Here is a 24,110-nt window from a genome sequence, read left to right as displayed (position 1 = left end):
GCCGGAGCGCCGCGCTCGTCACCGGTGCATCCTGCCGGCCCGGGCGCTCGGGCGGTACTCGGGGCGGTATGCCCGCTCGGGCGGGAGAGTTCAATCGTCGTGCGTGCAGCCGAGTTCGGCGGCCCGCGCCTGGTAGAGTTCGAGGCGGGCGTGGTCGGGGCCCGACATCGTCATCAGGGCCTCGTCGCGGGTTCGGTGGCAGTCGGTGGCACCGGGCAGCGCCCTCGCCTTCGGGTCGTTGAAACAGCGCCGGTATTTGATCCAGAGGGCCATGCGGGTGCGCCAGAGCGCGTCGCAGTCGGTGCCCGCGGCGGCCGCGGGCGCAGCGGCCGTGGCCTGCGACTGCGGCGCTCCGACCGTTGCGAGCATCGCGCCAGCCAGCACGAGCGAAAACAACAAGCGCTTGCGAGCGGGCGGGACGGTCATCGTCCCTCCCGCCACCACATCAGGGAGACCAGGGCGATGAGGGCCGCGAGGGCAATGAAGCCGGCATAAAGGGGAATGAGGCGGACGCCTCGCGTCACGTAGGCGTTGCGATCGCGCAGACCGATCCAGCTGGCGCCGTGCATCAGCCGGGCGGACTGAAGCAGGCTGACGCGCGGCATGGTGAGGTCGCCGTCGTCGGCAACAGGCCAGAGGGCGCCGCCGCCCGTCAGCTCGAGCATCGGCGACAATGGCGCGGCGCTCGCGGTCACCTCCATCATCTCGCGGCTGTTGGCGGCACCCGCATGGGCCACACTGGACAAGCCGTCGGCGGCGATCTGATAGAGGCCGGGTAACTCGACCTCGACATCGCCGCGCCAGAGGCCTGGGCTCGCCTCCTCGAGGCGGGTCTCGATAGTCGTGCCGTCAGGAGCCGTCAGGGTCACCGGTCCGGTTTCGTCACCCATGGTGCGGCGCTCGATGGAGATGGTCAGCCCGCGCGCGGACGCGCCGAGATATTCTTCCTCGAGGTCGGGCTCCTTCATGAGCCAGTGGGCGAGGCGGCGCAGCAGCGTGGTGTGGGGACCGCCGCCCTCGAGGCCTCGGGCCCAGAGCCAGGCGTGGTCCGAAAGGAGCAGCGCTACGCGCCCCTCGCCCACGCGGTCGAGCACCAGAAGTGGCTTGTCGGCTGGACCGTTCATGACGACGTGGCCCTTCTCCACCTCGGCATCGATGAGGCGGAACCAGCGGCCCCAGCTCGGCGTGCCGCTCGCGTCCACTGGGCTGCCCGGCAGATCGCGCGTCACCGGATGGCGCCGACCGACCTCGGATACCGTGGGTCGATACGCTTGCTCGACGATGCGGCCGGTCGGGGCGGCGGGAAGAATCTGGCGCAGCGGCGTGCGGTAGAGGCTGAGGTGATCGACGTAGTCCGTGCCGGCCGCCACAAGAACGGCACCGCCGCGTTCGGAAACGTAGCGCGCGATGTTGTCGATGTAGAGCACGGGCAGCACGCCGCGCCGCTGGTAGCGGTCGAAAATGATGAGGTCGAATTCGTCGAGCTTTTCCGAGAACAGCTCACGCGTCGGAAAGGCGATGAGCGAAAGCTGATGGATCGGTGTGCCATCCTGCTTTTCCGGCGGCCGCAGGATCGTGAAATGGACGAGATCGACTGCGGCATCCGACTTCAGGAGATTGCGCCACGTGCGCTCGCCGGCGTGTGGTTCTCCGGAAACCAGCAGCACGCGCAGGTTCTCACGCACGCCCTCGGCCTCGATCACGGCGCGATTGTTGGCCTCGGTCAACTCGCCTTCGGCGGACTCGAGTTCCAGCTCCATGAGGTTCTTGCCGGCGCGCGGAAAGGCGAAGGGCAGGCGGATGCGTTGGCCGGGCCGCGCCATGAGGAACTGATCGGGCCCACCCTGGCGGCGTACCCGGATGCGGGATGGCGCGCTGCGGGCGGCCTCGGCCAGACGACCCTCGCCTTCGACGACGATGGCGAACTCGACATCGGCCTCGCTGCCGACGATGCCGTAGCGCGGCGCCTTGACGATGCCGATGCGTCGGTCGAACTCGCCTTTGCGACCCGTGATGAGGGCATGCACCGGAACGTCGGGGCCGAGGGCCTGGGCGGTCGCCGGTACGTCGTGAATCTGGCCATCGGTGACGAAGACGACGCCGGCGAGCCGGTCGGTCGGGACCGAGGACAGGGCTTGTTCGAGAGCGCCGAACAGCTTGGTTTCGTCAGGGCTTTCGCTGCCGGCAGCAACGAAGCGCGTTTCGAGATTGGGGATGCGGGCCATGCGGGCGGCAAGCTCGTCGCGAATGGCCGTGGCGCGTTCCGCGCGCCCATCGAGGCGCTGGCTGGTGCTTTCGTCGGTGACGACGACGGCGATGTTGGTGAGCGTCTCGCGCTCCTCCTGGCTCAGCGTCGGGTTGGCCAGCGCGCCGAGGAGGGCCAGCAACGCCAGCACGCGCAAGAGAGCGCCCGCGCGGGCCCGCCAAAGCACGAGGACGCAAACGACGGCCACGACCGCGGCGGCGGCATAGAGCACCGGCCAAGGCACGATTGGGGAAAAGATCAGCGACCAGCTCACCGGCGTCTCAATCCTATTGCCCGAGGCGCTCGAGGAGCGCCGGGATGTGGACCTGATCGGCCTTGTAGTTGCCGGTCAGCGCATACATCACGATGTTGACCCCCACGCGGTAGGCCATCTCGCGTTGGAGTTCGCCACCCGGCACGACCGCATAGAGGGGGCGGCCGACGTCATCGGTTGCCCAGGCCGCGGCGAGGTCGTTGGCAGTTATGAGGATCGAGGAAACCCCGTCGACCTGGCGGACCTCGCGGGAATCGCTGGCCAGTTGTCCGCCGGCCTCGACCCAGAGGGGACCGCCGTCCCACCGCCCGGGGAACGACGACAGCAGATAGAACGACTTGCTCATGACGTGGTCGGGCGGAACCTGCTCGAGGCGCGGAATGTCGAGGCGCGAGATGAGGCGCTGGAGGGCGCGCGCGCCGGGCCCGTCGGAAGCCCCTTCCCCGAACGACTGGCCATAGTCGCGGGTGTCGAAGACCAGCATGCCGCCTTGCTTCATGTAGGTGTCGATGCGCGAGAGCGTGGCATCGTCGAGGGCCTCGGCGTCGGGCAGTACGGGCCAGTAGACGATCGGAAAGAAGGCGAGTTCATCGCTTGAGATGTCGATGCCGATCGGCTCACCCGGTTCGACGGCCGTGCGCATGCGCAGGACGTGGGCGAGGCCGGAAAGGCCACGCTCGCTGGTGCGGTCCACTTCCTCGTCACCCGTCACGACGTAGGCAAAGCGTGTCGCGAGCGAGACCGAGAGCGCGAAGGCGGTCGCGGCCTGCTCGTCGGGCGTGGTCGTGGCGGTGGCGGCCGGGCTGCCGGTGCCATCGTTCTGGGCCCGGGCGCCGGTCGAGGCGCCGATGGTGAGCATGCCACTCGCAACGAGCAACAGAATGGCGGCGCTTCGCGTGGTCGTCGAAAGCGCGCGGCGGCCACCCTGTAGCAGCATGAGCGCCAGGGCATCGACGAGAAGGAGGGCGAGCCCGGCCAGGAACAGCCACGGGCGCAACTCGACGGTCTCGTCGTCGCCGATGCCGATGGTCGCAACGCCCGAAGGGGTCGGCGGGCGGGCGACGAGTTCGGAACGGACCGACATCACATTGAGAGCGCGGCTGGCGTCGGACAGGCCGTAGAAGCCGGGCGGATGAATGGCGCTCGGCTCGGCGGCCTCGAAGCCGTTGAGGCTGATGGGCTGGGCGGTGACCGGCGGTGGTCCGAGGCGACCGAGGCCATCGAGGGTGATCTGGGGGGCGAGGACGGTGGCGGTCGAGGCCTGCACAGCGGCCTCGGTGGCGGCGTCGCCATCGTCGCGGGTTTGCACGGGCTTGCCCTCGCCGGCAGCGAGACTGAGGTTCGAAACGGTGAGGAGCTGGCGCATCATGTCGACGAATAGCCCCGAGAGCGGCAGGTTGGACCAATCCGAATTGGCGGTGACGTGCACCAGCACGAGCCAGCCCTCGCCCTCGCGGCGGGCGGTCACCAGTGGCGTGCCGTCGGTGAGCCGGGCCCAGACGCTGACATCGGGCGTGAGGCCGGCCGGGTCCGCCAGAACCTGGCGGTTGACGGTGACCTCCTCGGGGACGGGGAGGCCGGCAAAGATGCTGGTCTCGTCGAACGTCTGGAGGCGCTGCGGGGTGCTCCAGGAGAGGGCCCCGCCGAGCGTGCGGCCACCAAAGCGCAATGGCACCGGCAGCAAGGGGTCGCCCGCTCGCTCGAGGCGCGGTCCGGCGAAACGCACCAGCACCCCGCCCGTGCGCACCCACTCACGCACCCGCTCCTCGGTGCGCCCGACGAGGGTACCGATGTTGGCGAGCACGAGGGTCGAGACGCGCCGCTCGAGGACGCTTTCGAAGGTACCCGACAGATCGCCCTCCTCGCCGCGCACGATGTCGGCGAAGGGCTGCAGTGCGCGCTCGAGGTAATAGAGCGGGGCGAGCAGGGGCTGTGCCCCTTCCTGGCTCTCGCCGGAGATGAGCGCGACGCGCTTCCAGCGCGAGCGGGCGTCGAGCAAGTGCACCGCCGCCGGTCCCGGGCTCGAGGCGCCCTCGAGGGAGCTGATCTCCAGGCGGCTGACCTGATTGGCGAGTTCGAGGGGCAGGTCGAGCGAGGCCGATGCGAGGCTGGCGCCGGCCTCGACGGCGAAGGTGGTGTCGGCGAGGCGCTGGCCTTGCGCGGTGAAGGCCGAGATCGTGCCTTCGCGCCGGTCCCCCGGCAGGGCGAGAACCTCGAGCTTCAGGAGACCGCGCACGCCCGAGGCGCGGCGCAGGGCAAGCAGGCGCGAGCCGCCCTTCGGTTCGACCACGGTCAGTCGGTCGGGGGTCGAAACGAGCGCCAGCAGGTCCTCCTGGAAGGCCTGCGCCGCGCCATAGTCCAACGGGTCGGCGATCCACGAAATCGTGACGCCGTCTGCCCCATCGAGGGCGGCGCGTAAGCGTCTTGCGGCGCCCGCACGTTCCGGGGCGTGGGGCGCCGGGGCAAGTGCGGCGGCCCGCTCGGCGGTTCGGCTGGCCGGTGCGAAGACCGGAACGCTGGCGCGCCCGTCTGGCGCAGTCTCGACGATCAAGGTCGGGCGGTTGTCCCTTTCGGCCTCGTCGAGCAGGAGATCGAGTGCGGCCTTGCGCGCCGGCCAGTCCGCCGCCGCGCCCCAACCGTTGTCGACCACGATGGCGAGCGGGCCGGTGCCCTCGATCGCGCGGCCACGTGGATTGAGGCTCGGCTCGGCGAGGGCCAGGATGATGGCGGCGGCGGCGAGCATGCGGATCAGCATCAGCCACCAGGGGGTGCGCGACGGCGTGCGTTCGCGGTTGATGAGATCGCGCAGGATGCGGACGGCCGGAAAGGCGACACGGTTGGGCCGGGGGGGCGTCGTTCGCAGCAGCCACCAGATGAGCGGCAGCGCCAGGAGGCCGAGGAGCAGCCAGGGGCTGGCAAATCCGATGAGGCCGGCGAAGGGCAAGCTCATCGCGCGCCTCCCACCGCCAGCGGAGCCGACGAAGCGGCAAGCTCGAGGCGGCCGGAAAGCCGTGCATAGAGCGCGAGCAGTGGCTCTTCCGCCGGGCGATCCGTGTGGTGGACGAGCAAGGTCCAGCCGAGGGCACGCGCGAGATCGCCGAGGCCGGCGCGGTGCGCCGCCATCCGCTCGCCATAGGCGGCGCGCAGGGTCTCGACCTTGTCGGCGAGGACGCTTCCCTCGCTCTCGAGGCCGAGGAACTCGGTGCGTCCCGCATAGGGCAGAGTTTCCTCGGCAGGATCGAGGATCTGAACGAGGTGGCCACCGGCCCGCTGACCCGCAAGGCGAGAGAGCCGCTCGGCGAGTGCATCGATAGGTTCGAGGAAATCGCTCAGCAGGATGCAGTCCGAAAACGGTCCGACGGTGGCCTCGGCAGGCAGGCTCGGGGGCGCCTCGGCGCGCCGCTCTTGGGACAACAACTCCTCGGCCAGACGCTGGACGATGTTGCGCGAGAGGCGGGCGCCGGTAAGGCCGAGGAGGCCGACGCGCTCGCCGCCACCGGCGAGCAATTCGGCGAGGGCGAAGGTAATGACCAGCGCGCGGTCACGCTTGGTGATCCTGGCGAGGTGGCTGCAGAACACCATGGAGGGCGAGAGGTCGGGCCAGAGCCAGACGGTGTGAGCTGCCTCCCACTCGCGCTCGCGCACGAACAGCCGGTCGGAGCTGGCGGAGCGCCGCCAGTCGACCTGCTCGCGGCCATCGCCGGGCTGGAGCTGACGAAACTGCCAGAACGTCTCGCCCGGCCCGGCGCGGCGCCGGCCGTGAATGCCGTGGGCAACCGTATGGGAAACGCGCTTGGCTTCGACCAGCAACTCGGGCAGGCGCGCGGCGAGCGCGTCGGCATCGCGCTCGAGGCCGAGATAGCGGGCACGATCCGGCCCGCCGGCCGAGCTTCCATCGCCCGGCCCCGGGCCGTGCCTGCGATCGGTCGTCTCGCTCACTGCGACCTCATGCGATCTCGGCGGTGAGGCGGGCGATGATCCCCGAGAGGGTGGCGCCCTCCGCCCGTGCCGCGAAAGTCAATGCCATGCGGTGCTTCAAGGCCGGCTCGGCCAGCGTGGCGACGTCCTCGACGGAGGGCGAGAGGCGCCCTTCGAGCAACGCCTTGGCACGCACGGCGAGCATCAGGGCCTGGCTGGCGCGGGGGCCGGGGCCCCAGGCGACGAGCCGGGCCGTGCGCTCGTCCGCACCACCGCCAGGGCGGGCGGAGCGGACCAGCCGCAGGATCGCGTCCACCACCTTTTCGCCGACCGGGATCTGGCGCACGAGGTGCTGGGCGGCCATCAGCTGGTCGCCCGAGAAGATCGTCTCGAGGTTCGAGCGCACCGTACCCGTCGTTGCTTCGAGCATGCGTCGCTCGGCGATCTCGTCCGGGTAGTCGACGTCGATCTGCATCAGGAAGCGGTCGAGCTGGGCCTCGGGAAGCGGGTAGGTGCCTTCCTGCTCCAGCGGGTTCTGGGTGGCGAGCACGTGGAAAGGAGCCGGCGTGTCGTAGCGGTGGCCGGCGACGGTGACATGGTGCTCCTGCATGGCCTGGAGGAGCGCGGACTGGGTCTTGGGGCTCGCCCTGTTGATCTCGTCGGCCATCAGGAGCTGCGTGAAGATGGGGCCCTTGACGAAGCGGAAGCGGCGCGCGCCCCCCTCGCTCTCGTCGAGGATCTCCGAGCCGATGATGTCGGAGGGCATCAGGTCCGGCGTGAACTGAATGCGCTTGTTGTCGAGGCCGAGGACGGTCCCGAGGGTCTCGACCAAGCTGGTCTTGGCGAGCCCAGGCACGCCGATCAGCAGCGCGTGGCCACCGGACAGCAGCGTGATCAGGGTGAGGTCGATGACCCGCTCCTGGCCGAAAATGACGCGGCCAGCGGCCTCTCTGATGCGCCGCAGGCTCTCGCCAGCGCGCTCGATGTGAAGGACTGCGTCCTCGGTATTGGGGGTGAGTGTGCTCATGTCCTGGACTATATGTTGTGCGGGCCGGCTACACCAAGCTTGTCCCGCCAAATTGGGTCACAAACGTGTTGTCGACCATCCTGGATGGGGCGCTGCCGGTGGCAGCTGTGCGACCGCACGGTGAGGCCATCGTAGGAGGCTTGACGGCCGCCGTCACGCGGCGAAAACGGTGGCCACGCGGGTTTGATCCCGATGCGGCGCGGCGATCGCGCCGGAAAGCGAGCAGGAGGCGATCGAGGTGGGCGACGCCAAGCACGACACCAGTCACGACAACGGCGGTGGCGGAGCCGTGCTCGGCCGGCTCGAGGCGCTGCTCTCGGAGCAGGCCCGTGCCGACCGGCCGCCGTTGCACACCTGGTCGCCGCCCGAGGGAGCAGACATCGGACTCGCCATCGAACGGGACGCGAGCTGGAGCTATCGAGGGAGCGAGATCCGGCGCGAGGCGCTGGTGCGGCTCTTTGCGCGTGTGCTGATGCGCGATGCGGCGGGCCGCCATTGGCTGGTGACGCCAGCCGAGAAAGTGCCGGTGAGGGTGGCCGATGCGCCGTTCATGGTGGTGGAGATGTCGGTGCGCGGCGGTGGCGAGGGGGGCGATATCCTCGTGCGAACGAATCTCGACGAGGTGGTGGTGATCGGGGCGGCTTCGCCGCTGCGTTTGGTGGGCGATCCGCTCGACGAGGGATTGGCGGTGTACGTGACGGTGCGCGATGGCCTCGAAGCCCGCTTGACGCGGCCTGTCGCCTACGAGCTGATCGAGCACATGATCGAAGCCGGCGACGTGCGGGACGGCATGCTGGGATTGACGAGCGCAGGGGTGTTCTTTGCCGTCGTCGCGCGGGCGCGGCTCGCGGCGGAGGTCGAATGACGAACGAGAAGACCGGCGACATGGAACGCGCGTGGTTCGCCGACACCTCGGCCTTGCGGACCCATGCGCTGGCGCGTCTCGCACCGGGTGAAGTGCGCGAACTCTACGACGGCGCCCTCATTCCTGAGCGCGGCGACCACCAGTTAGGGCTCGCGCTCAGCCGTGGTGCGGTCGTGCTGGCTGGCCCGCGGGCCGTGGGGCAGGACGCCCGGGCGCACGGCCCGGTCCGGCCCGAGGAGGCGGCCCACTGGCGGCCGGCGGCGGTCCTGGTGGCGATCGTCGAACGTGCGGGCGGGCTGAACGTTATCCTCACGGTGCGCAGCGAGGCGCTGCCCTCGCACGCCGGCCAGATCGCTTTCCCGGGCGGTAAAATCGACCTCGGCCGCGAGGATGCGCTCGGTGCCGCACTGCGCGAGGCCGAGGAGGAGATCGCGCTTCCGCGTGAAGGGGTCGAGCCGCTCGGGTACTTGGACTGCTATCAGACCGGCTCCGGGTTCCGCATCCAGCCGGTCGTCGCGCTGGTCGATCCCGAGGCCGAGCTCATGCCCCATCCTCGGGAGGTGGCCGACGTGTTCGAGGTTCCGCTTGCGTTTCTCATGAATGCCCGCAACCATCGAATGCACAGCGCCATATGGCGGGGGGCGCGGCGGAACTACTACGCCATGCCTTATGGCGAGCGCTACATCTGGGGCGCCACGGCCGGAATCCTGCGCAATCTGCACGAGCGTCTCGAGGGAGTATAATGCGGGTCATCCTCATCAATCTCTTCCTGCTGCTTCTTCCGCTGATGCTGTTCATCGTCTACGCCTGGTTGACGAACCGGCGGGCGCGCAAGGGCGGGCTGCTGACCGATGCCCCGCTCATCTCTCTCGCCATTGCCGGCGTTCTCCTGGTGCTCGCGATGGTCGCCTATTTCATCTCCTTCGATTCCGCGCCGCCGGGCGGGAAATACACTCCGCCATCGTTCGAGAACGGGACGCTGCGGCCTGGTGAAATCCGCCCGCGGGAGGATTGAGGCCCGGGCATGGAGGACGAGAAGGTGCGCGGCCCTGCCAAGGGGGATGGACCGACGGACGCGGAGGCCGCCGCCTCGCGGCTGCTCGCGGCAACGGATTGGCTCTCTTCACGACCGGTGCAGACGGTTCTCGGCGTGCTCGAAGGGGGCGGGGCAAGGTCGCGCGTGGTCGGCGGCGCGGTTCGAAACACACTCGTCGGCCGGCCGGTCGGCGATGTGGACGTCGCGACGGAGGCCGTTCCCGATCAGGTCGTGGAACTTGCGGGCAGGGCGGGGGTGAAGTCCATCCCGACCGGCATCGAGCATGGTACCGTGACGCTCGTCGTCGAGCACGTGGCGATCGAAGTGACGACGCTTCGGCGGGACGTCACCACCCATGGCCGCCGGGCGGAGGTCGCCTTCGGGAGCGACTGGGTGGCGGACGCCGGGCGGCGCGACTTCACGATCAACGCTCTCTACTGCGACCGGGAGGGCAGACTTTTCGATCCGCTCGGGGGATTGGCGGATGTCGCCGCGCGGCGCGTGCGGTTCATCGGGGAGGCGGACCGGCGGATCGCGGAGGATTACCTTCGCATCCTGAGGTTCTTCCGGTTTTCCGCCGAGTATGCCGAGGGTGAGTTCGACCGCGAGGGATTGCTGGCGGCGGTGCGCGGGCGGGCGGGGCTGCGGCGCCTCTCCGGCGAACGTGTGCGCACTGAACTCCTGCGCATCCTGCTGGCGAAGCGGGTGGGCGTCGCGCTCGAGGCGATGCGCGATTGCGGTACGCTGGTGGAGGCGCTGGGGTTCGTGCCGCGCGGGGGGCTTGCGCGTCGCGTGGCGGAGGTCGAGGTGGCGATGGGCCTGGCGCCCGATGCGCTGCGACGGCTCGCCGGGCTGTTCCTCCATTCCCGGGGTGACGCCGCGCGGATCGCCGAGCGCCTCAGGCTCTCGCGGGTCGAAGGTGAACGTCTCGCGGCGATGGCGAGTGTGCCGATGCCGGAACCGCGGCAGGGTCATGGCGAATTGCGCCGGCTCCTCTATGCGCATGGTGCGACGGCCGTCGTCGACCGTCTCGTGCTGGCCGTGGCTGGCGGGACGCTCGGGCTCGAGGATGGAAAAGCCGCGACGCGATTCGCCGAGACCTGGCAAGTGCCACGGTTTCCCGTTGCCGGTCGCGATCTGCTGGAACTGGGCCTTGCGCCCGGCCCGGCGGTCGGCGCGCTTCTCGCGCGCATCCAAGCGGACTGGGTGAGGGAGGATTTCGCACCCGAGAGGGGAGAACTGCTCGAGCGGGCGGCCGCCGCGATCGCGGGTCGCTCCTGAAGCAGGCCTGACGGGTCATGTGGGCGCGGTGGACCCGTCAGTTCGCGCCGGCCGGCGCGGGTCGCCTCCCGGTTGGCAGCAGCCTTAGCTCGTGGCTGCTAACGCCTTGTTTCGTAACAAAAATGCCACTTTTCTGTTCCGCGAACACGTCTATCATCTCCATTCGTGTCGTTGTCAACCGTGCCTGGAAAGGAGATGACATGGCCGACAGAAGCTTGCTCGAGCAGCTCAGAGGCTACAGCCTGACGACCGCGGAGATCCTCTACCGGCTGCCCGATCATCCATCGCTCCTGCAGTCCTACATCTGGCAGGAGTACGACATCCATCCGAGCTTTCCGCGCCTGACGCGCTTCCTCGAGTTCTGGATGGAAAAGCTCGACGGTCCGCTGTTCGGTGTCCGTGTAGCGCACAGCCAACTCATCCGTCCGGCGGAATTGCGCGTCATCGACGGTTCGTTCCGGCTCAATTGATCGGCTGACCTGCTCGCGCGGTGAGCCGGGTTCCGGGGCCTGCCTCAGGCAGCCATGGCGCTCGCATAGACGTCCATGGCCAGGATGCCGTGTTCGTAACTCGCGTGCGTGCGGGCGAACGTCTCGCCGGGTGCGCGGGCGCCGAGCGCGACGAAGAACGGCAGCAGGTGCTCGTCGGTCGGATGGTTGTCGGCGCCGTGTGGCGCGCGCCGGCGATAGTCGAGGAGGTCCTCAAGGCGATCCTCGGCGACGGCCTCGGCGAGCCAGTCGTTGAAGGTCGAAACCCACCCCGGTACGGGCGCGTCCACGGGCTGTCCACGGAACGCCATGAGGTTGTGAGTGAGCGCGCCGGAGGCGAGAATGGCGACGCCGTCCTCTCGCAACTTTGCGAGGGCGCGACCGACCTCATGGTGATGGGTCGGATCGCGATCGGGCTGGACAGAGACCTGCGCGACCGGAAGGCTGGCATCGGGGGCCATGAGGCTGAGCGGCACCCAGACGCCGTGGTCGTAGCCGACGTGATCGGCGGTTCCGGCGTCGAGACCGGCGGCCCGCAGAAGCGCGAGTGCGGTGTCGGCGACGTCGAGCGCGGCGGGCGCGTCGTAGCGGATCTGCCGTAGACGCGGATCGAAGCCACCGAAATCATAAACCGTTCGCGGCGCGGCGTCGCACGCGACCATCGGGGTGTGCGTCGTCCAGTGGGCCGAGACGACGAGGATGGCGCGAGCCGGCGTGAGCTTGCGGCCGAGCGTCCGCAAATGGCCGTGGGCCGGCGTTGCGCGCAGGGCCAGCTCGGGCGAGCCATGCGAGACGAAAACCAGCGGGGAGAGGGGCATGTGTTACCTCGTTCGATGGTGCAACGGCGCGAGGTCCGTGGCGCGCTCCAGGATCGGCGGCGGTGCCTCGCCTCCGCCGTGCGGCCGGCGCCCCGGACCAGGGCCCGGGGCGCTTCGTTCCTGGCTATCAGGAGACGACCGCGCGAGCCAGCCGGCCGCTCGCGCCCGCCGGAGCCATGCGCTCGCCGAGCAGCGTGCCGAGGCTCAATGCGCCGTTGCCGAGGAAGACCTGGGCAAGACTCGCCACTATCAGGAACGCCGGGAATTCCCAGCCGCCGCCCTCGTTGGAGAACAGCCAGCCCTTGTCGCCGTGGACGAAGAGGATCGAGCCGGCCAGCACTGGCAACATGGCGAGCGAAACCAGCCGGCTTGCGACGCCGAGGATCAAGAGCACGCCGCCGACCAGTTCGATCAATATGGTTCCGTAGGCCGCGATCGCGGGCAGTCCGAGGCTGGCGAAGAATTGCACCGTGCCCGGAATCGTGAAGACCGCGATCTTCAACCAGGCATGGGCGAGAAAGAGGGCGCCGAGCCCGACGCGCAGGACGAGTGCGCCGAATTCGGGCGCGTTCGGCTGGATGTGGCTCGTGGTGTGTCGCGTGGGCATTGCGGGTTCTCCCTTGGATCGGTGGATCGGCGGCCGGTGCGACGTTCGCGGTTTCGGCGCCGCTCGCGATCATTTCGGAGTTGAAGGATCAGCTGACAATCGGCATTCGTTGAAACCCATTGTTTCGAGGAATGAACCAATATGGATCGCATCGAAGCCGTACGTGCGTTCGTGGCCGTGGCCGAGACGGAAAGCTTCACGGCGGCGGCCGTGCGGCTCGGGCGCTCCAAGGCGACCGTGAGCAAGCAGGTGAGCCAGCTCGAGGCGCGGCTCGGTGTGCGCCTGCTCCAGCGCTCGACCCGCCGCGTCAGCGTGACGGACACCGGCAGGCACCTTCTGGAGCGGGCCGGAGCGTTGCTCGGAGAACTGGCCGCGCTCGAGGAGAGCGTTCTGCAGGATCATCGCTCGCTCGGCGGCAGCCTCAAGATCTCGGCGACGGTGACGTTCGGTGAGCACGAGGTGCTGGGCCTCGTTGCCGCGTTCCATCGCGCTCATCCGGCGGTCATGCTGTCGCTCGATCTCACCGACCGTTTCGTCGACCTGGTCGGCGAAGGTGTCGATGTGGCGATCCGCATCGCGGCGCCAGAGGATTCGGCCCTGGTGCGTCGACGGCTTGGCGAGGTCCGGATCGTGACGGTCGCCTCTCCCGGCTATCTCGAGCGCGCCGGTTGGCCAAGAGGGACGGGCGATCTCGCGAGGCATGTCTGCATCGGCGATTCGAATGTGCGCAACCCTGGCGTCTGGCGGTTCTGCGATGCAACCGGCGGTGCCACGCGCGCGCATGCGGTCAACCCGGTCGTTCGCGTCAATGGCGCCCTCGCCGTGCGCCGGCTGCTGCTCGAGGACCTCGGCATCGCGCAGGTGCCGGAGTTCGTCGTCGCGGACGATCTGGCGAGCGGCCGCCTCGTCCGGCTCGGCGGCGAACTCGAGCATGGTTCGAGCTTCGAACTCGCGCTTGTCTTCGCACACGCGCGCCATCTCGCCGTTCGCGCCCGGGCGTTCATCAACTTTGCCGTCGATTGGTTCGCGGATCGCTATCGGGCCTGAGGCTCGGGCTCACGAAGTCTGTCGAAATCGTCAACATGAAACATAGAGTTTTCGATCTGGCGATCATGGTTCGGCCACTTGCCAAGGCGCTCTCGCAACCTACATGAGGTCTGTCGCCTCGTTCAGAGGACGAGCCCCTCCCCCCGGGGGGTCGGTATCCTCGAGGCGGCGAGAGTGCCGCTTTCCGCCCCCCCTTGGGAACGGCACTCAGCTGCGAGCCGGGCCTGTCCCTCGTGCCCTCCCCCCCCCCTGACCGGGGGCCGGGTCCGCCCGCAGCCGGTTGGTGATGCAGAGAACCCGATCTCCTCGCTAGCCCTGCAATCCGCACCAACCTCGGCCCGGTCGCCCCTCCCCCTCGGGCGACCGGGCCTTTGGGTTTTCCATGACGCCCCGCGCGTCGATACCCCCTTGTGAAGTCGGCTGGAAAAGGCACTATTTCCACATGGTGCGCGCGTGCGCCGCCGGGTAGACGGCGTGTATTGCCAGCGGCGCGGGAAGGGGATCGACATGGCGCTCAAGGACCTTCTGGTCGCATTCGATGGAACGCCCGGTGCGCTCGGCGCACTGGATGTGGCGCTCGAACTCGCGGCACGCCACGACGCGGCCCTCAGCGGCGCCTTCGTTTTCCCCCCGACACCGAACGACGCCATGGTCCGCCAGTGGATCCGCGCCGACATCGTCGAGGGCATGGAGCGGGCGCAGCGCGAGGCGGCAGAGGCAGTCGGGGCAGTGTTCCGCGCGCGGCTGGCCGAACGTGGCTGCAGGCGGCAGGTGGAGTGGATCGTCGAGCGCGGCGAGCCGGGACCGACGCTGGCGCGGATCGGGCGCTTTCACGATCTCATGGTGGTGGGCAAGTTCGTCAGAGCGATGGCGCGTGAGCCTGGCGCGCTCGAGCCGGAGGACCTGGTGCAGCGTGCCGGCCGCCCGCTCCTGGTCGTGCCGGAAGGTGCGGGGGCCGGCGAGATGCGTACCGGCGGTGTGGTCGTGGTTGCCTGGGATGGCAGCCGCGCGGCGGCCCGGGCGCTGGGCGATGCACTACAGCTCGTGCAGCCGGGCCAAAGGGTCGATGTCGTCACGATCGAGACCGGCCACACGCGCGACCTTTACGACCCGATGCCGGAGCGTGATCTCGTCGTGCATTTGAGCCGGCACGGAGTGCAGTCGCGGGTGGTCAATGTCGAGGCGCCGACGGATCGCGTCGGGCATGCGATCCTCGATCACTGCAACGTCGTGCATCCGTCCTATCTGGTGATGGGGGCCTATGGGCGCGCCAAGTTCGGCACGCTGCGGTTCGGCTGCGTCACCGAATTCGTCCTGCGCAACATGCAGCATCCCGTGCTGATCTCGCGCTAGGCGATCTCGACATTCACCGGACCCGATCTGCGGCCTTGCGCATTCGGCGGGATCAGCGGGTCCGCCAGGCCTGCGTGCGCTTCAAGATGCGCCGGGAGGCCAACGCGTGCAGGATGCGGGCGGCGGCGTTCGTATAGAAAATCATCATGCCCATGGCGGCCGCCGGCGCGATGGTGCCGGCATCGTCCATGTTGAGGACCGCGACCGAGGCCAGCGCCGTCTTGGTGGAATAGAGGAAAACAACGGCTGACACCGTCGTCATGGCATTGACGAACATATAGATCGAGATGTCGAGGATCGAGGGCAGGCAGACCGGAACGGTCACACGGCCGAAGAGCCGCCAGAACGGCTGGCGCAAGGACGATGCGACCGGCTCGAACTCGGCGTCGATCTGCTTTAGGGCCGTCATCGCGGTCAGATGACCCACCGTGTAGAAGTGGGTAACCGTCGATATGACGAGGATGGCCATCGTGCCGTAGAGGAAATGGGCGGGGTTGGCCGGGTCGTTGAAGAAGAAAATGTAGGCGAGGCCGAGAACCATTCCGGGAATGGCCATCGGCAGCATGGCGAGGAACTGGAACAGATTGCGGCCGGTTCGGAAGCCATCGATCTTTTCCACCATATAGGCGCCGGTGAAGACGATCACCGTGCCGATGACGGCGGTGTAGAGCGCCATGCGCAGCGAGTTCCAGTAGGCCGCCCAGCCGCCCCCATCCATCTTGTTGAAGTCGTAGTTGGCGAGCGTCATGCTGAGATCGTAGGGCCAGAAGCGGATCAAGGCCGCAGCCTGGCACGTGGCGATGATGCCCACGATGAAGAGCGCGACCAGCAGGCACCAGACGAGCCACAAGCCATCCTTGCCGGGATCAGGGCGGGGCTGGAAGGGCACCGAGCGCGCCGACAGGAGCGAGACCTGGCGCCGCGTCACGATGCGATCAACGGCGAATGCGAGCACGGCCGGAATGAGGAGAATAAGGGAGACGACCGCCCCCATCTCGAAATTCTGCTGACCGATGACCTGCTTGTAGATGTCGACCGCGAGCACATTGTACTGCCCGCCGATCACCTTGGGCAGACCGAAGTCGGTGATCACGAGCGTGAAGGTGACGAAGCCCGCCGAGATGAGGCCATAGCGCGCACCGGGGATGGTGACGGTCCAGAAGGTGCGCCAGGAGGAGGCGCGTAGCGACTCGGCCGCTTCGTACTGGCGCTGATCGGCAATCGAAAGGGCGGTCGAGATGATGATGTAGGCATGCGGAAAGGTGAAAAACACCGAGCCGATCACGATGCCAATCGGGCCATAGATCGAATTGCCCATGAGCAGCGGGGTCAGGTAGCCCTGAGTGCCGAACATGTAGACGAGCGCGATGCCGGGCAGCAGCGAGGGCACCAGGATCGGCATCATGGCGATCAGCTTGAACGCGCCCTTGAAGGGAACGCACGTGCGATTGATCGCGTAGGCGAAGCCGAAGGCCATCAAGAGCGTGATGATGGTGCTGACGACGGCAATCTGGACCGAGTTGCCGATGGAGCCGAAGAGTGCCGGGTTCGTGAAATAGGCGACGTAATTGTCGAGCCCCGTCCTGGCGATGGGGCGCAGGTTCAGGCGCCGGAAGGTATTGCTGTCGAACTCGCGCCATTCCATCGAGTTGACCAGTTGCAGGCCGACGAGATAAGGGGCATCCGGCACGGTTCCCCTGATCCGCCAGCGCTGCTTGCTGCGAAAGCTGAAGTCGGGAAAAAATTCCGTCGGGGCCAGGCGTCCGTTGACGTTGCTCGCCAGACGCTCCGGCGTGAAGCGGCCCAGTTCCGCGTTGAGGTCGTCGAGGCCTCGCGCCGGTCCCCAGTTGCCGCTGTCATCCGATCGCATCACCTCGTAGCGCGAGAGGTCGAAGCCGTAGGTGACGAACGACTTCGAGAGCATCGCATAGAGCGGCAACGCGAGCGCGCCGACGAGATAGAGCCCGATCACAACCACGAAGAAGCGCTTGACCCAGCCGTCGCGGTCGATCCGCAATTGCGTGTCGCGGCCGGCCGGGAGCGTCGTACTGGCGCTCATCTCCCGGCTCCGTCGGCAAAGACGAGCACGCGCTCGACAGGGATTTCCACCGTCAGGGGATGGCCGGTCTCGATGCGCATGCGACGCGTCGCGTTCATGGAGAAGTTGGCGATCATCCGCGTGCCATCGCCCGTCACGAGGTGGCAGCGCCAGTAGGAGCCCAGGAATTCCATGTCCTCGACCATGCATTCGAGCCGGTTCGCGCCGCGCGGAGCATCGGCCGCCATCGGCAGGATATCCTCCGGACGGATGGCCACTGTCACCCGTGCGCCCGGGGCATGGCCTTCGGTGCGGGCTGCGAGGTGCAGGGAGTCGAGACTGACCCGTCCGTCCGCGACCCCGGCCGCGAACTTGTTGGTTTCGCCGATGAAGTCGGCAACGAAGAGGCTTGCGGGATGGCGATAGACCTCGGTCGGCGTGCCGACTTGTTCGATCACGCCGTGGTTCATGACCACGATGCGGTCGGCCATCGAGAGGGCCTCCTCCTGATCGTGGGTCACCATCACGGTGGTGACGCCGAGCTTGCGCTGGAGTTCCTTGATCTCGTGGCGGAGATGGACGCGGACCTTGGCGTCGAGCGCGGAAAGGGGCTCGTCGAGCAGAAGCAGGCCCGGGTTTATGGCGATGGCACGGGCGAGGGCGATGCGCTGCTGTTGACCGCCGGAAAGCTGGGCCGGGTATTTCGGTCCCTGTTCGGGGAGGCCGACCAGGGCGAGCAATTCGGCGACCCGGGCCTTTATCTCCGCGCGCGGACGGCCCGTGTTCTCGAGGCCGAAGGCGATGTTGCGCTCCACGGTCAGGTTCGGAAAGAGCGCATAGGACTGGAAGACGATGCCGTAGTCACGCCGCGAGGCCGGCAGGGTCGAAACGTCGATGCCGCCCTGCATGATGGTGCCCCGGCTCTGCGGGTCGAGGCCTGCGATGGCGCGAAGAAGCGTCGTCTTGCCGCACCCGGACGGACCGAGGAAGCAGACGAACTCGCCGGGGGCGATGTCGAGATCGATGTCGCGAAGGGCGACGAATTGGCCGAACGCCTTCCACAACCCATGGATCTGGAGATAGGGCGCAGCGGCGGGTGTACCGGATGCGGATCGACCGTCGGTCATGGGCGCCTTCATATGCGGGGAGAAGGAAATCGCGGGCGGGAGCAACTCCCGCCCGCGCGTTCGATCACTTCGGTGCAGACTTGCTGTCGTAGCGCTTGGCCCACTCCGCGAGGATCGCGGCGCGGTTGTTGGCGGCCCACTCGAAGTCGTTCTGTATGAGCATCGAGGCGAAATTCTCCGGCAGATGCTCGATCGGACGCGAGATCGAGGGCACGGCAACGAGGGCGTAGCCTTCGTTGTACATGTTCATCGCCGTGTCGCCGACGGACCAGTCGAGGAGCTTCTGGGCAGCTTCCAGCTTGGACGTTCCGGCGATGATCGCGCTCGCCTCCATGTCCCATCCGACGCCTTCCGACGGCACGATGATCTCGATCGGGGCCCCGTCGCGCTTCGTACGGGCGGCGCGGAACTCGAAGGAGATGCCGATCACCGCCTCACCGGCGCCCGCCGAGCGGCAGGGCTTGGAGCCGGAATGCTGGTACTCCTTGATGTTCTCGTGGAGGGCGTCCATGTACGCCCAGCCCTTCTCTTCACCGAACATCTGCAGCCAGCTCGAGACGTCGAGGAAGCCGGTTCCCGACGAAGCCGGGTTCGGCATCACGATGTGCCCGCGGTATTGCGGGTTGGTGAGATCCTGCCAGCTGGTCGGCGCGGTGAGGCCATGCTTGGCCGCCTCGACGGTGTTGAAGCAGATGGCCGCCGCCCAGGCGTCCATGCCGACCCAGGCCGGGGGATTGTCGGCGTCGCGGAACTTGGGATCGAGCCGCTCCAGGCCCTTGGGCGCGTAGGGCTCCAGCATGCCCTCGGTCTTGAGCACGAGGAGCGAGGTCGCGGCCAGCCCCCAGACCACATCCGCAACCGGATTGTTCTTTTCCGCCAGCAGTTTCGCCGTCACGATGCCGGTCGAATCCCGCACCCAGTTGATCTTGATCTCCGGGTGGTCCGCATTGAAGCGCGCGGCGTACTTCTCGAGGTCGTCGGCTTCGATCGCGGTGTAGACGGTCAGCTCGGTTTGTGCCCAGGCGCTCGTTGCCAGCAGCAGCGCGGCGAGGCCGGCAACTGCTCCCTTTATCATCCTGATCATCGGCGTTTCCCTGTCGTTTCCTCAGACTGAAAGTGGCATCTTACCGTTCTCGACGGACGGTCCACCGGTCGCGACCGGTGTCCGGGCGATGCGATGCAACATCAATGCTGACTGTGAGAACCTCTGTCACATATGTAAAGCCCCATCGGTGATCGCCGCCGCACCCGGACGGTGCGTCAGCTCGACGAGGCGAGCGCAACGACGCCCGCGGCAACCACCACCGCGGCCAGGAGGCGCATACCCGCCGGGCGCTCCCCGAAAACGAAAACACCGATCAGCGCGGCGATGATGACACTCGACTCGCGCACTGCCGAAACCGCTCCGATCGGGGCGATCGTCTTTGCATAGAGGACGATCCCGTAGGCCGTGAAGGAGAGGACACCGCCCGCGATGCTGATCGCCAGGACCCTCGGTGCCATGGTCACGCGCGTTGCCCAACGTCGCCCGACCACGACGGCCGGCACGACGGCCTCGGCAAGGTACAACCAACCGATGTAGCCGAGCACGCTTCCGCTCGAGCGGATGCCAATGCCGTCGGCAACGGAATAGAGCGCGATCGTGAGGCCAAGGGCCACGGCGAACCACATCGGGGCCCGCCCCTTGCGGCGGCTGGAGAAGGCCAGCAAACCGATGCCGGAGGAAATCAAAGCCACTCCCGCCAGCCCAAGGGGTGGAAGTGTTTCGCCGATCAGCGCCATCGCCCCGAGGGTGACCAGGGCCGGAGAGAGCCCCCGGGAGATCGGATAGACCTGGGAGAGGTCGCCTTCGCGGTAAGCCCGAAACAACAGCCAATAGTAGACATAGTGGACCAGCGCCGAGGTTATGAGATAGGGCCAGCTCTCGACGCGCGGGGCCGGCACGACCGCGATGATCGCGAGCCCCGCCAGGGCATGGGTGGCCGCGATGCCGGCAAGAACCAGCCCCCGGTCACCGCCACCCCGGACCATCGCGTTCCAGCTCGCGTGCATGACGGCCGCGAACAGCACCAGCGCCAGCGCGAAACTGCTCATCGGGCTTCACGCGGCAAGGATCGCCCCTTCCACGATGTCGAGGGCTCGGTCCAGATCGGCGCGCTCGATCACCAGCGGTGGCGAGAGGGTGAGCACCGAGCCGGCGCTGATCTTGAAGCTCAGCCCTTGCGAAAGGCAGCGGTAGTAGATGGCCTCGGCGCGTGCCGGATCGGGCGAGCGGCTGTCGCGGTCGGTGACGATCTCGACGCCAAACATCAGACCGCGGCCGCGGACGTCGCCGACATGGGGCGATCCGGCGAGCCGGTCCCGCAGGCGCGCCATCGCCCCGTCGCCCAACTCGCGTGCCCGCTCCGCCAGCCCCTCGCTCTCGAGGATGTCGAGCGTCGTCAGCGCGGCGCGGGCGGTCAGGGGATTTTTTTCGTGGGTGTAGTGGCCGATGGCGAAGTTGCCGCAGACGTCGAGGTCGCGCCGCGCGACCACTGCCGCGATGGGCAGCATCGCGCCCCCGAGCGCTTTGCCGAGCGTGACGATATCGGGGACCACGCCGTCGTGCTGGAAGGCGAAGTCACGCCCGGTCTTGCCGAGGCCCGTCGGGATCTCGTCGAAGATGAGCAAGGTCCCGTGACGGTCGCAGGCGGCTCGCACCGCCGCCCAGAAACCCGCCGGCGGTACGACCGGGACGGCGCGCATCGGCTCGGCGATGACGGCCGCGACGTCGCCTTCGCGCGCGAGCACGTAATCGACCATGCGGGCGCAGGCGAGGGCGCAGGTCTGCGGTCCCGAATGGCCGTAGGCGCAGTGATAGCAGTGGAACGGCGCCACGTGCTCGGCGCCCGGAAGCAGCGGACCCGCCACATGGCTTCGAAACGTCGCTTCACCTCCGACCGCCGAGGCACCGAATCCCGCGCCATGGAAGGCGTCCCAGAAGCTCAGGGTCTTGAAGCGTCCGGTGGCCGCCCGCGCGATCTTCAGCGCGACCTCGTTGGCGTCCGATCCGCCTGTCGTGAACAGCACCTTGCCGAGATCGCCCGGAGCCATCGCGCCGAGCCGCTCGGCGAGTTCCAGCGCGACCTCATTGGCGAAGCGACGCGGGGAGAACGTCAGGTCGTCCAGTTGCGCCTTCAGCGCGGCGACGAGGCGGGGATGGCGATAGCCGATGTGGTGGACCGAATTGCCGTGGAAATCCATGTAGCGACGGCCGGCCAGATCCTCGATCCAGATGCCTTCGGCCTTGGCGATGGTCAGCACGCAGGGACTGGAAAGGCTCTGGTGCAGGAAGGCGGCGGCATCGCGCTCGAGGAGTTCGCGGCTCGCGGCGTGATCCTGGCCCGCCTGCCAGCGCGCGCGGGCCTCCGAGCGGTTGGACTCGCCTTCGGTATGCTGAAGCGTCATGCCCCGGGTCCCTAATCGAAAAGTTCGGCGACGGTTTCCTCGCCGATCGCAAAGCCCGTGCTGGCACCGGTTCCGCTGGTCACCATCACGAGGCGGACATCGGGATGGGGCGCGTCGCGGAAGGCCGAGCCTGCGGCCGAGGAATAGGTGCCTGTCCAGCGTGCGGAGACAGCAAGGCGACGAGGGCCGAAAAGGGCCTCGAACTCGTCGAGGATGAGCCGATCAACCAACTGGGAAGCAAATGGGTCCGGGGTCGGGGCGTAATGGTGGGAGTCGCCGACGACGAGCGATCCGTCGGCGCTCTGGACCGCGATGACATGGACCCCGTTCGCGAGCATCTCGGGCTGTTCGGCCTCGAGGCGCCGGCGCAATGGCGCTGCCGCTGGCAGGTCCGCAAAGCCGCCGTAGCGCAGCAGGCTGAGGTCGGAGACGATTGCCGCCCGCAGACGAAAGCCGGGATCGGCAAGACGCAGCATCTGCAACTTGCAGCGGGTCACCTCGCGCGCCGCGATGTGCGCGCCATAGAGGCCGGTCAGATCATCGCCGGGGCATACGATCACCTTGGCGGCCTCGATGCGGCCGGCGGAGGTTTCGAGGACGGGAGGGGCGACGTCGGTGACGGTGGTGCCGAAGCGGAACTCGACGCCGAACCGACGGGCGAGATGGTCCGCGAGCCGTGGCAGGGCCAACCGGGATTCGACGCGGAGCTCTTGGGGACCGTGCAAGCCGCCGGCGAGCGCGGCTCCCTCGAGCTGCGGTTGTAGGGCGAGCAACTCGCCGCGCGACAGCAGGCGGCAGTCACCATCGATCCCGGTCGCCGCGTAGGCCTCCAGCAGCGCCATTGCCTCGGGTCGCCTTGCGGCAACCAAAAGCCCCCGGTGCTCGATCGCGATGCCGGCCGGCCCGGCGATCTCGAGCCAGATGTCGCGGCTGCGTTCGGCGCGCCTGCGATCCTCGCCCTGCCGCTGGCCGGTGACGACGACGAGACCGAAATTGCGGATGCTGGCACCGTTGGCCTGGGCATCGCGGTCGACGACCAGCACATCGAGCCCCCGGCGTGCGGCCGCAAGGGCATGACCAAGGCCGACGATCCCGGCACCGACGACTGCCAGATCAAACATGTGCGCCTACCACGGTAGCGAGAACGTTTTGACGTTGGTGTCGCTCTTCATCGCCTCTACGACGCCTTCCTCGTAGCCGTTGCCGCTGCCGCTGTCCTCGATGCCGCCGAAGGGAGATATCCCGATGCGGTAGGGGATCGGGGACATGGCCTACTCCGCGCCCGCGTCGCAAGCGATCTCGAAGGCATCGAAATTGCGCAGCGTCGGCGCTGCCGGCAGGTCCATGCGCCGGTTGACGATGAAGGGGACAGCCTGCTCGGTGAGGCCGCCGTGACTGCGCAAGGGAACGTCGAGGGCGGCAAGGTCATGGCGGTCGGCGCTCGTGCCGATGGTCATGTTCTCGCCCGAGGTGAGGACGATGTCGCCGATGCGGTCGGCGGGCAATTCGAAGCGGGTGACAGCCTCCTGCCCGGTCAGCACGACGTCGATACCGGGCACCCGCCTCAGGCGCTCGACGATGGCATTTCGGTCCGAGCCATCCGGCAGGTAGGCCGTCGCGAACGAGCCGAGCGCGCCATGATGGACGACGTAGGGGTCGGTGATCGGCAGGATCACCCGTGCGGCCGCACGGCCGAGCCACTGGTCGAGGAGGTCTTGGACATAGACGACGGCCGGTGAGCCGTCGGCGAGGTGCTTGGGCTTCATACCGTGATCGGCGGTGACCACGATGGCCGCACCGAGGGCGTCGAGTTCGCCGAGATAGCGGTCGAACATGGCGTAGAAGTCGTTCGCGACGGAATCGCCCGGCGCGTACTTGTGCTGGATGAAATCAGTGGTGGTCAGATACATGATGTCGGGCCGGAACTCGGCGAGGAGCTTTACTCCGGCCGCGAAAACGAACTCGGAAAGTTCGGCCGAATAAACATCCGGTACCGCGCGGCCCAGCCAGGCGGCGGCGTCGTCGAGGCCATGCTCGGCGCGGGTGGTCGCCGAGGATCGCTCGGAGGAAAAGCAGATGGCGCGGCCCTCTGCGAAACGCAGCCCCGCGCCCAGCAGCGCACGCAGTTTGTCCTTGGCCGTGACGATGGCGACCTTGGCGCCGGCATCGTGGAAGCCGGCAAAGATGGTCGGCGCGCGCAGGAAGCGCACGTCGTTCATCATCACCTCCTCGCCGGTTTCACGGTCGTAGAGATAATTTCCGCAGATGCCATGCACGCTGGGCGGCCGTCCGGTCGCGATGGAAAGGTTGTTGGGATTGGTGAAGGACGGGATCACCGAATGGGCGATGCGGTCCGTGCCTTCGGCGCGGATGCGCGCGAGCGTCGGCATCAGGCCGGCGGTGATCGCGGCATCGAGGTAGGCCGGCTCGCAACCGTCGAGGCAGATGGCGATGGCGGTACGCTTCGGCCAGGGATAGGTGCGGCCGTTCACGGCGATGGTTCTCGGCATGGGGGCTCCTTACCGGGCTCCTCGGATCG

General features: G+C 68.0%; 21 protein-coding genes. 7 read left to right on the top strand and 14 right to left on the bottom strand.

Features of this window, described 5'->3' with window-relative positions; translation table 11 throughout:
* Positions 1-90: 90 nt before the first annotated feature.
* Genes GC150_07205 through GC150_07185 form a run of 5 tightly spaced genes read right to left on the bottom strand, consistent with a single transcriptional unit; the run spans position 91 to position 7,464 of the window.
* Positions 91-426: a hypothetical protein gene (locus tag GC150_07205; protein MBI1384682.1), complete on the bottom strand. Its 336-nt coding sequence runs from the start codon at positions 424-426 to the stop codon at positions 91-93.
* On the bottom strand, positions 423-2,519 hold the full coding sequence (locus GC150_07200; protein MBI1384681.1) for a hypothetical protein: 2,097 nt from the start codon (positions 2,517-2,519) through the stop codon (positions 423-425). Before GC150_07200 ends, GC150_07205 begins: the two co-directional genes overlap by 4 nt.
* Positions 2,520-2,532: 13 nt before the next feature.
* Positions 2,533-5,463, bottom strand: a complete 2,931-nt coding sequence (locus GC150_07195; protein MBI1384680.1) for a DUF4159 domain-containing protein — start codon at positions 5,461-5,463, stop codon at positions 2,533-2,535.
* Between the two features lie 2 nt (positions 5,464-5,465).
* Complete coding sequence (locus GC150_07190) at positions 5,466-6,458, bottom strand: DUF58 domain-containing protein (GenBank protein MBI1384679.1); 993 nt, start codon at positions 6,456-6,458, stop codon at positions 5,466-5,468.
* 7 nt (positions 6,459-6,465) lie between these two features.
* Positions 6,466-7,464, bottom strand: a complete 999-nt coding sequence (locus GC150_07185) for an AAA domain-containing protein (GenBank protein ID MBI1384678.1) — start codon at positions 7,462-7,464, stop codon at positions 6,466-6,468.
* A 205-nt stretch (positions 7,465-7,669) separates the two neighbouring features.
* Here GC150_07185 and GC150_07180 point away from each other — a divergent pair, with 205 nt between their 5' ends.
* The 5 genes from GC150_07180 to GC150_07160 all read left to right on the top strand — a co-directional run bounded on the left by GC150_07180 (position 7,670) and on the right by GC150_07160 (position 11,116).
* Positions 7,670-8,329: a DUF1285 domain-containing protein gene (locus tag GC150_07180; protein MBI1384677.1), complete on the top strand. Its 660-nt coding sequence runs from the start codon at positions 7,670-7,672 to the stop codon at positions 8,327-8,329.
* 20 nt (positions 8,330-8,349) lie between these two features.
* Entirely contained in the window at positions 8,350-9,072 is a 723-nt protein-coding gene (locus GC150_07175) for a CoA pyrophosphatase (protein MBI1384676.1), read from the top strand.
* Positions 9,072-9,344 carry a hypothetical protein gene (locus tag GC150_07170; protein ID MBI1384675.1) on the top strand — a complete coding sequence of 91 codons (273 nt, stop codon included), beginning with the start codon at positions 9,072-9,074 and terminating at the stop codon, positions 9,342-9,344. Before GC150_07175 ends, GC150_07170 begins: the two co-directional genes overlap by 1 nt.
* 9 nt (positions 9,345-9,353) lie before the next feature.
* Positions 9,354-10,646: a CCA tRNA nucleotidyltransferase gene (locus tag GC150_07165; protein MBI1384674.1), complete on the top strand. Its 1,293-nt coding sequence runs from the start codon at positions 9,354-9,356 to the stop codon at positions 10,644-10,646.
* Positions 10,647-10,846: 200 nt separating this feature from the next.
* Complete coding sequence (locus tag GC150_07160) at positions 10,847-11,116, top strand: hypothetical protein (GenBank protein ID MBI1384673.1); 270 nt, start codon at positions 10,847-10,849, stop codon at positions 11,114-11,116.
* A 44-nt stretch (positions 11,117-11,160) separates the two neighbouring features.
* Here GC150_07160 and GC150_07155 read toward each other — a convergent pair whose 3' ends face one another.
* A complete protein-coding gene (locus GC150_07155; protein ID MBI1384672.1) occupies positions 11,161-11,952 on the bottom strand; it encodes a dioxygenase in 792 nt (263 codons plus the stop codon).
* Positions 11,953-12,079: 127 nt separating this feature from the next.
* Complete coding sequence (locus tag GC150_07150; protein ID MBI1384671.1) at positions 12,080-12,559, bottom strand: DoxX family membrane protein; 480 nt, start codon at positions 12,557-12,559, stop codon at positions 12,080-12,082.
* Positions 12,560-12,700: 141 nt separating this feature from the next.
* On the opposite strand from GC150_07150, the gene GC150_07145 reads away from it, so the two are divergent.
* Positions 12,701-13,606, top strand: a complete 906-nt coding sequence (locus GC150_07145; protein ID MBI1384670.1) for a LysR family transcriptional regulator — start codon at positions 12,701-12,703, stop codon at positions 13,604-13,606.
* A gap of 507 nt (positions 13,607-14,113) precedes the next feature.
* Positions 14,114-14,959: a hypothetical protein gene (locus GC150_07140; protein ID MBI1384669.1), complete on the top strand. Its 846-nt coding sequence runs from the start codon at positions 14,114-14,116 to the stop codon at positions 14,957-14,959.
* 52 nt (positions 14,960-15,011) lie between these two features.
* On the opposite strand, the gene GC150_07135 is transcribed toward GC150_07140, so the two are convergent.
* The 7 genes from GC150_07135 to phnA all read right to left on the bottom strand — a co-directional run bounded on the left by GC150_07135 (position 15,012) and on the right by phnA (position 24,081).
* Complete coding sequence (locus GC150_07135; protein MBI1384668.1) at positions 15,012-17,018, bottom strand: putative 2-aminoethylphosphonate ABC transporter permease subunit; 2,007 nt, start codon at positions 17,016-17,018, stop codon at positions 15,012-15,014.
* Entirely contained in the window at positions 17,015-18,136 is a 1,122-nt protein-coding gene (locus GC150_07130; protein ID MBI1384667.1) for a putative 2-aminoethylphosphonate ABC transporter ATP-binding protein, read from the bottom strand. The genes GC150_07135 and GC150_07130 overlap by 4 nt, the downstream gene beginning before the upstream one ends.
* Positions 18,137-18,188: 52 nt before the next feature.
* On the bottom strand, positions 18,189-19,208 hold the full coding sequence (locus GC150_07125; GenBank protein MBI1384666.1) for a putative 2-aminoethylphosphonate ABC transporter substrate-binding protein: 1,020 nt from the start codon (positions 19,206-19,208) through the stop codon (positions 18,189-18,191).
* 176 nt (positions 19,209-19,384) lie between these two features.
* Positions 19,385-20,218 (bottom strand): hypothetical protein, encoded by an 834-nt coding sequence (locus GC150_07120; GenBank protein MBI1384665.1) that lies wholly within the window; start codon positions 20,216-20,218, stop codon positions 19,385-19,387.
* A gap of 6 nt (positions 20,219-20,224) precedes the next feature.
* The gene (locus tag GC150_07115) at positions 20,225-21,571 is read right to left on the bottom strand and encodes an aspartate aminotransferase family protein (GenBank protein ID MBI1384664.1); all 1,347 of its coding nucleotides are present in this window, start codon (positions 21,569-21,571) and stop codon (positions 20,225-20,227) included.
* Positions 21,572-21,582: 11 nt separating this feature from the next.
* Positions 21,583-22,692, bottom strand: coding sequence for a TIGR03364 family FAD-dependent oxidoreductase (locus GC150_07110; protein ID MBI1384663.1), 1,110 nt, complete (start codon positions 22,690-22,692; stop codon positions 21,583-21,585).
* 150 nt (positions 22,693-22,842) lie between these two features.
* On the bottom strand, positions 22,843-24,081 hold the full coding sequence (gene phnA, locus GC150_07105; protein MBI1384662.1) for a phosphonoacetate hydrolase: 1,239 nt from the start codon (positions 24,079-24,081) through the stop codon (positions 22,843-22,845).
* Between the last annotated feature and the right edge of the window lie 29 nt (positions 24,082-24,110).

The organism is Hyphomicrobiales bacterium (assembly GCA_016125495.1).
In the GTDB taxonomy this organism is placed as follows: domain Bacteria; phylum Pseudomonadota; class Alphaproteobacteria; order Rhizobiales; family RI-29; genus RI-29.
The sequence above is the reverse complement of the archived record's forward strand: the minus strand, read 5'-3'. Positions and strand labels throughout refer to the sequence as shown.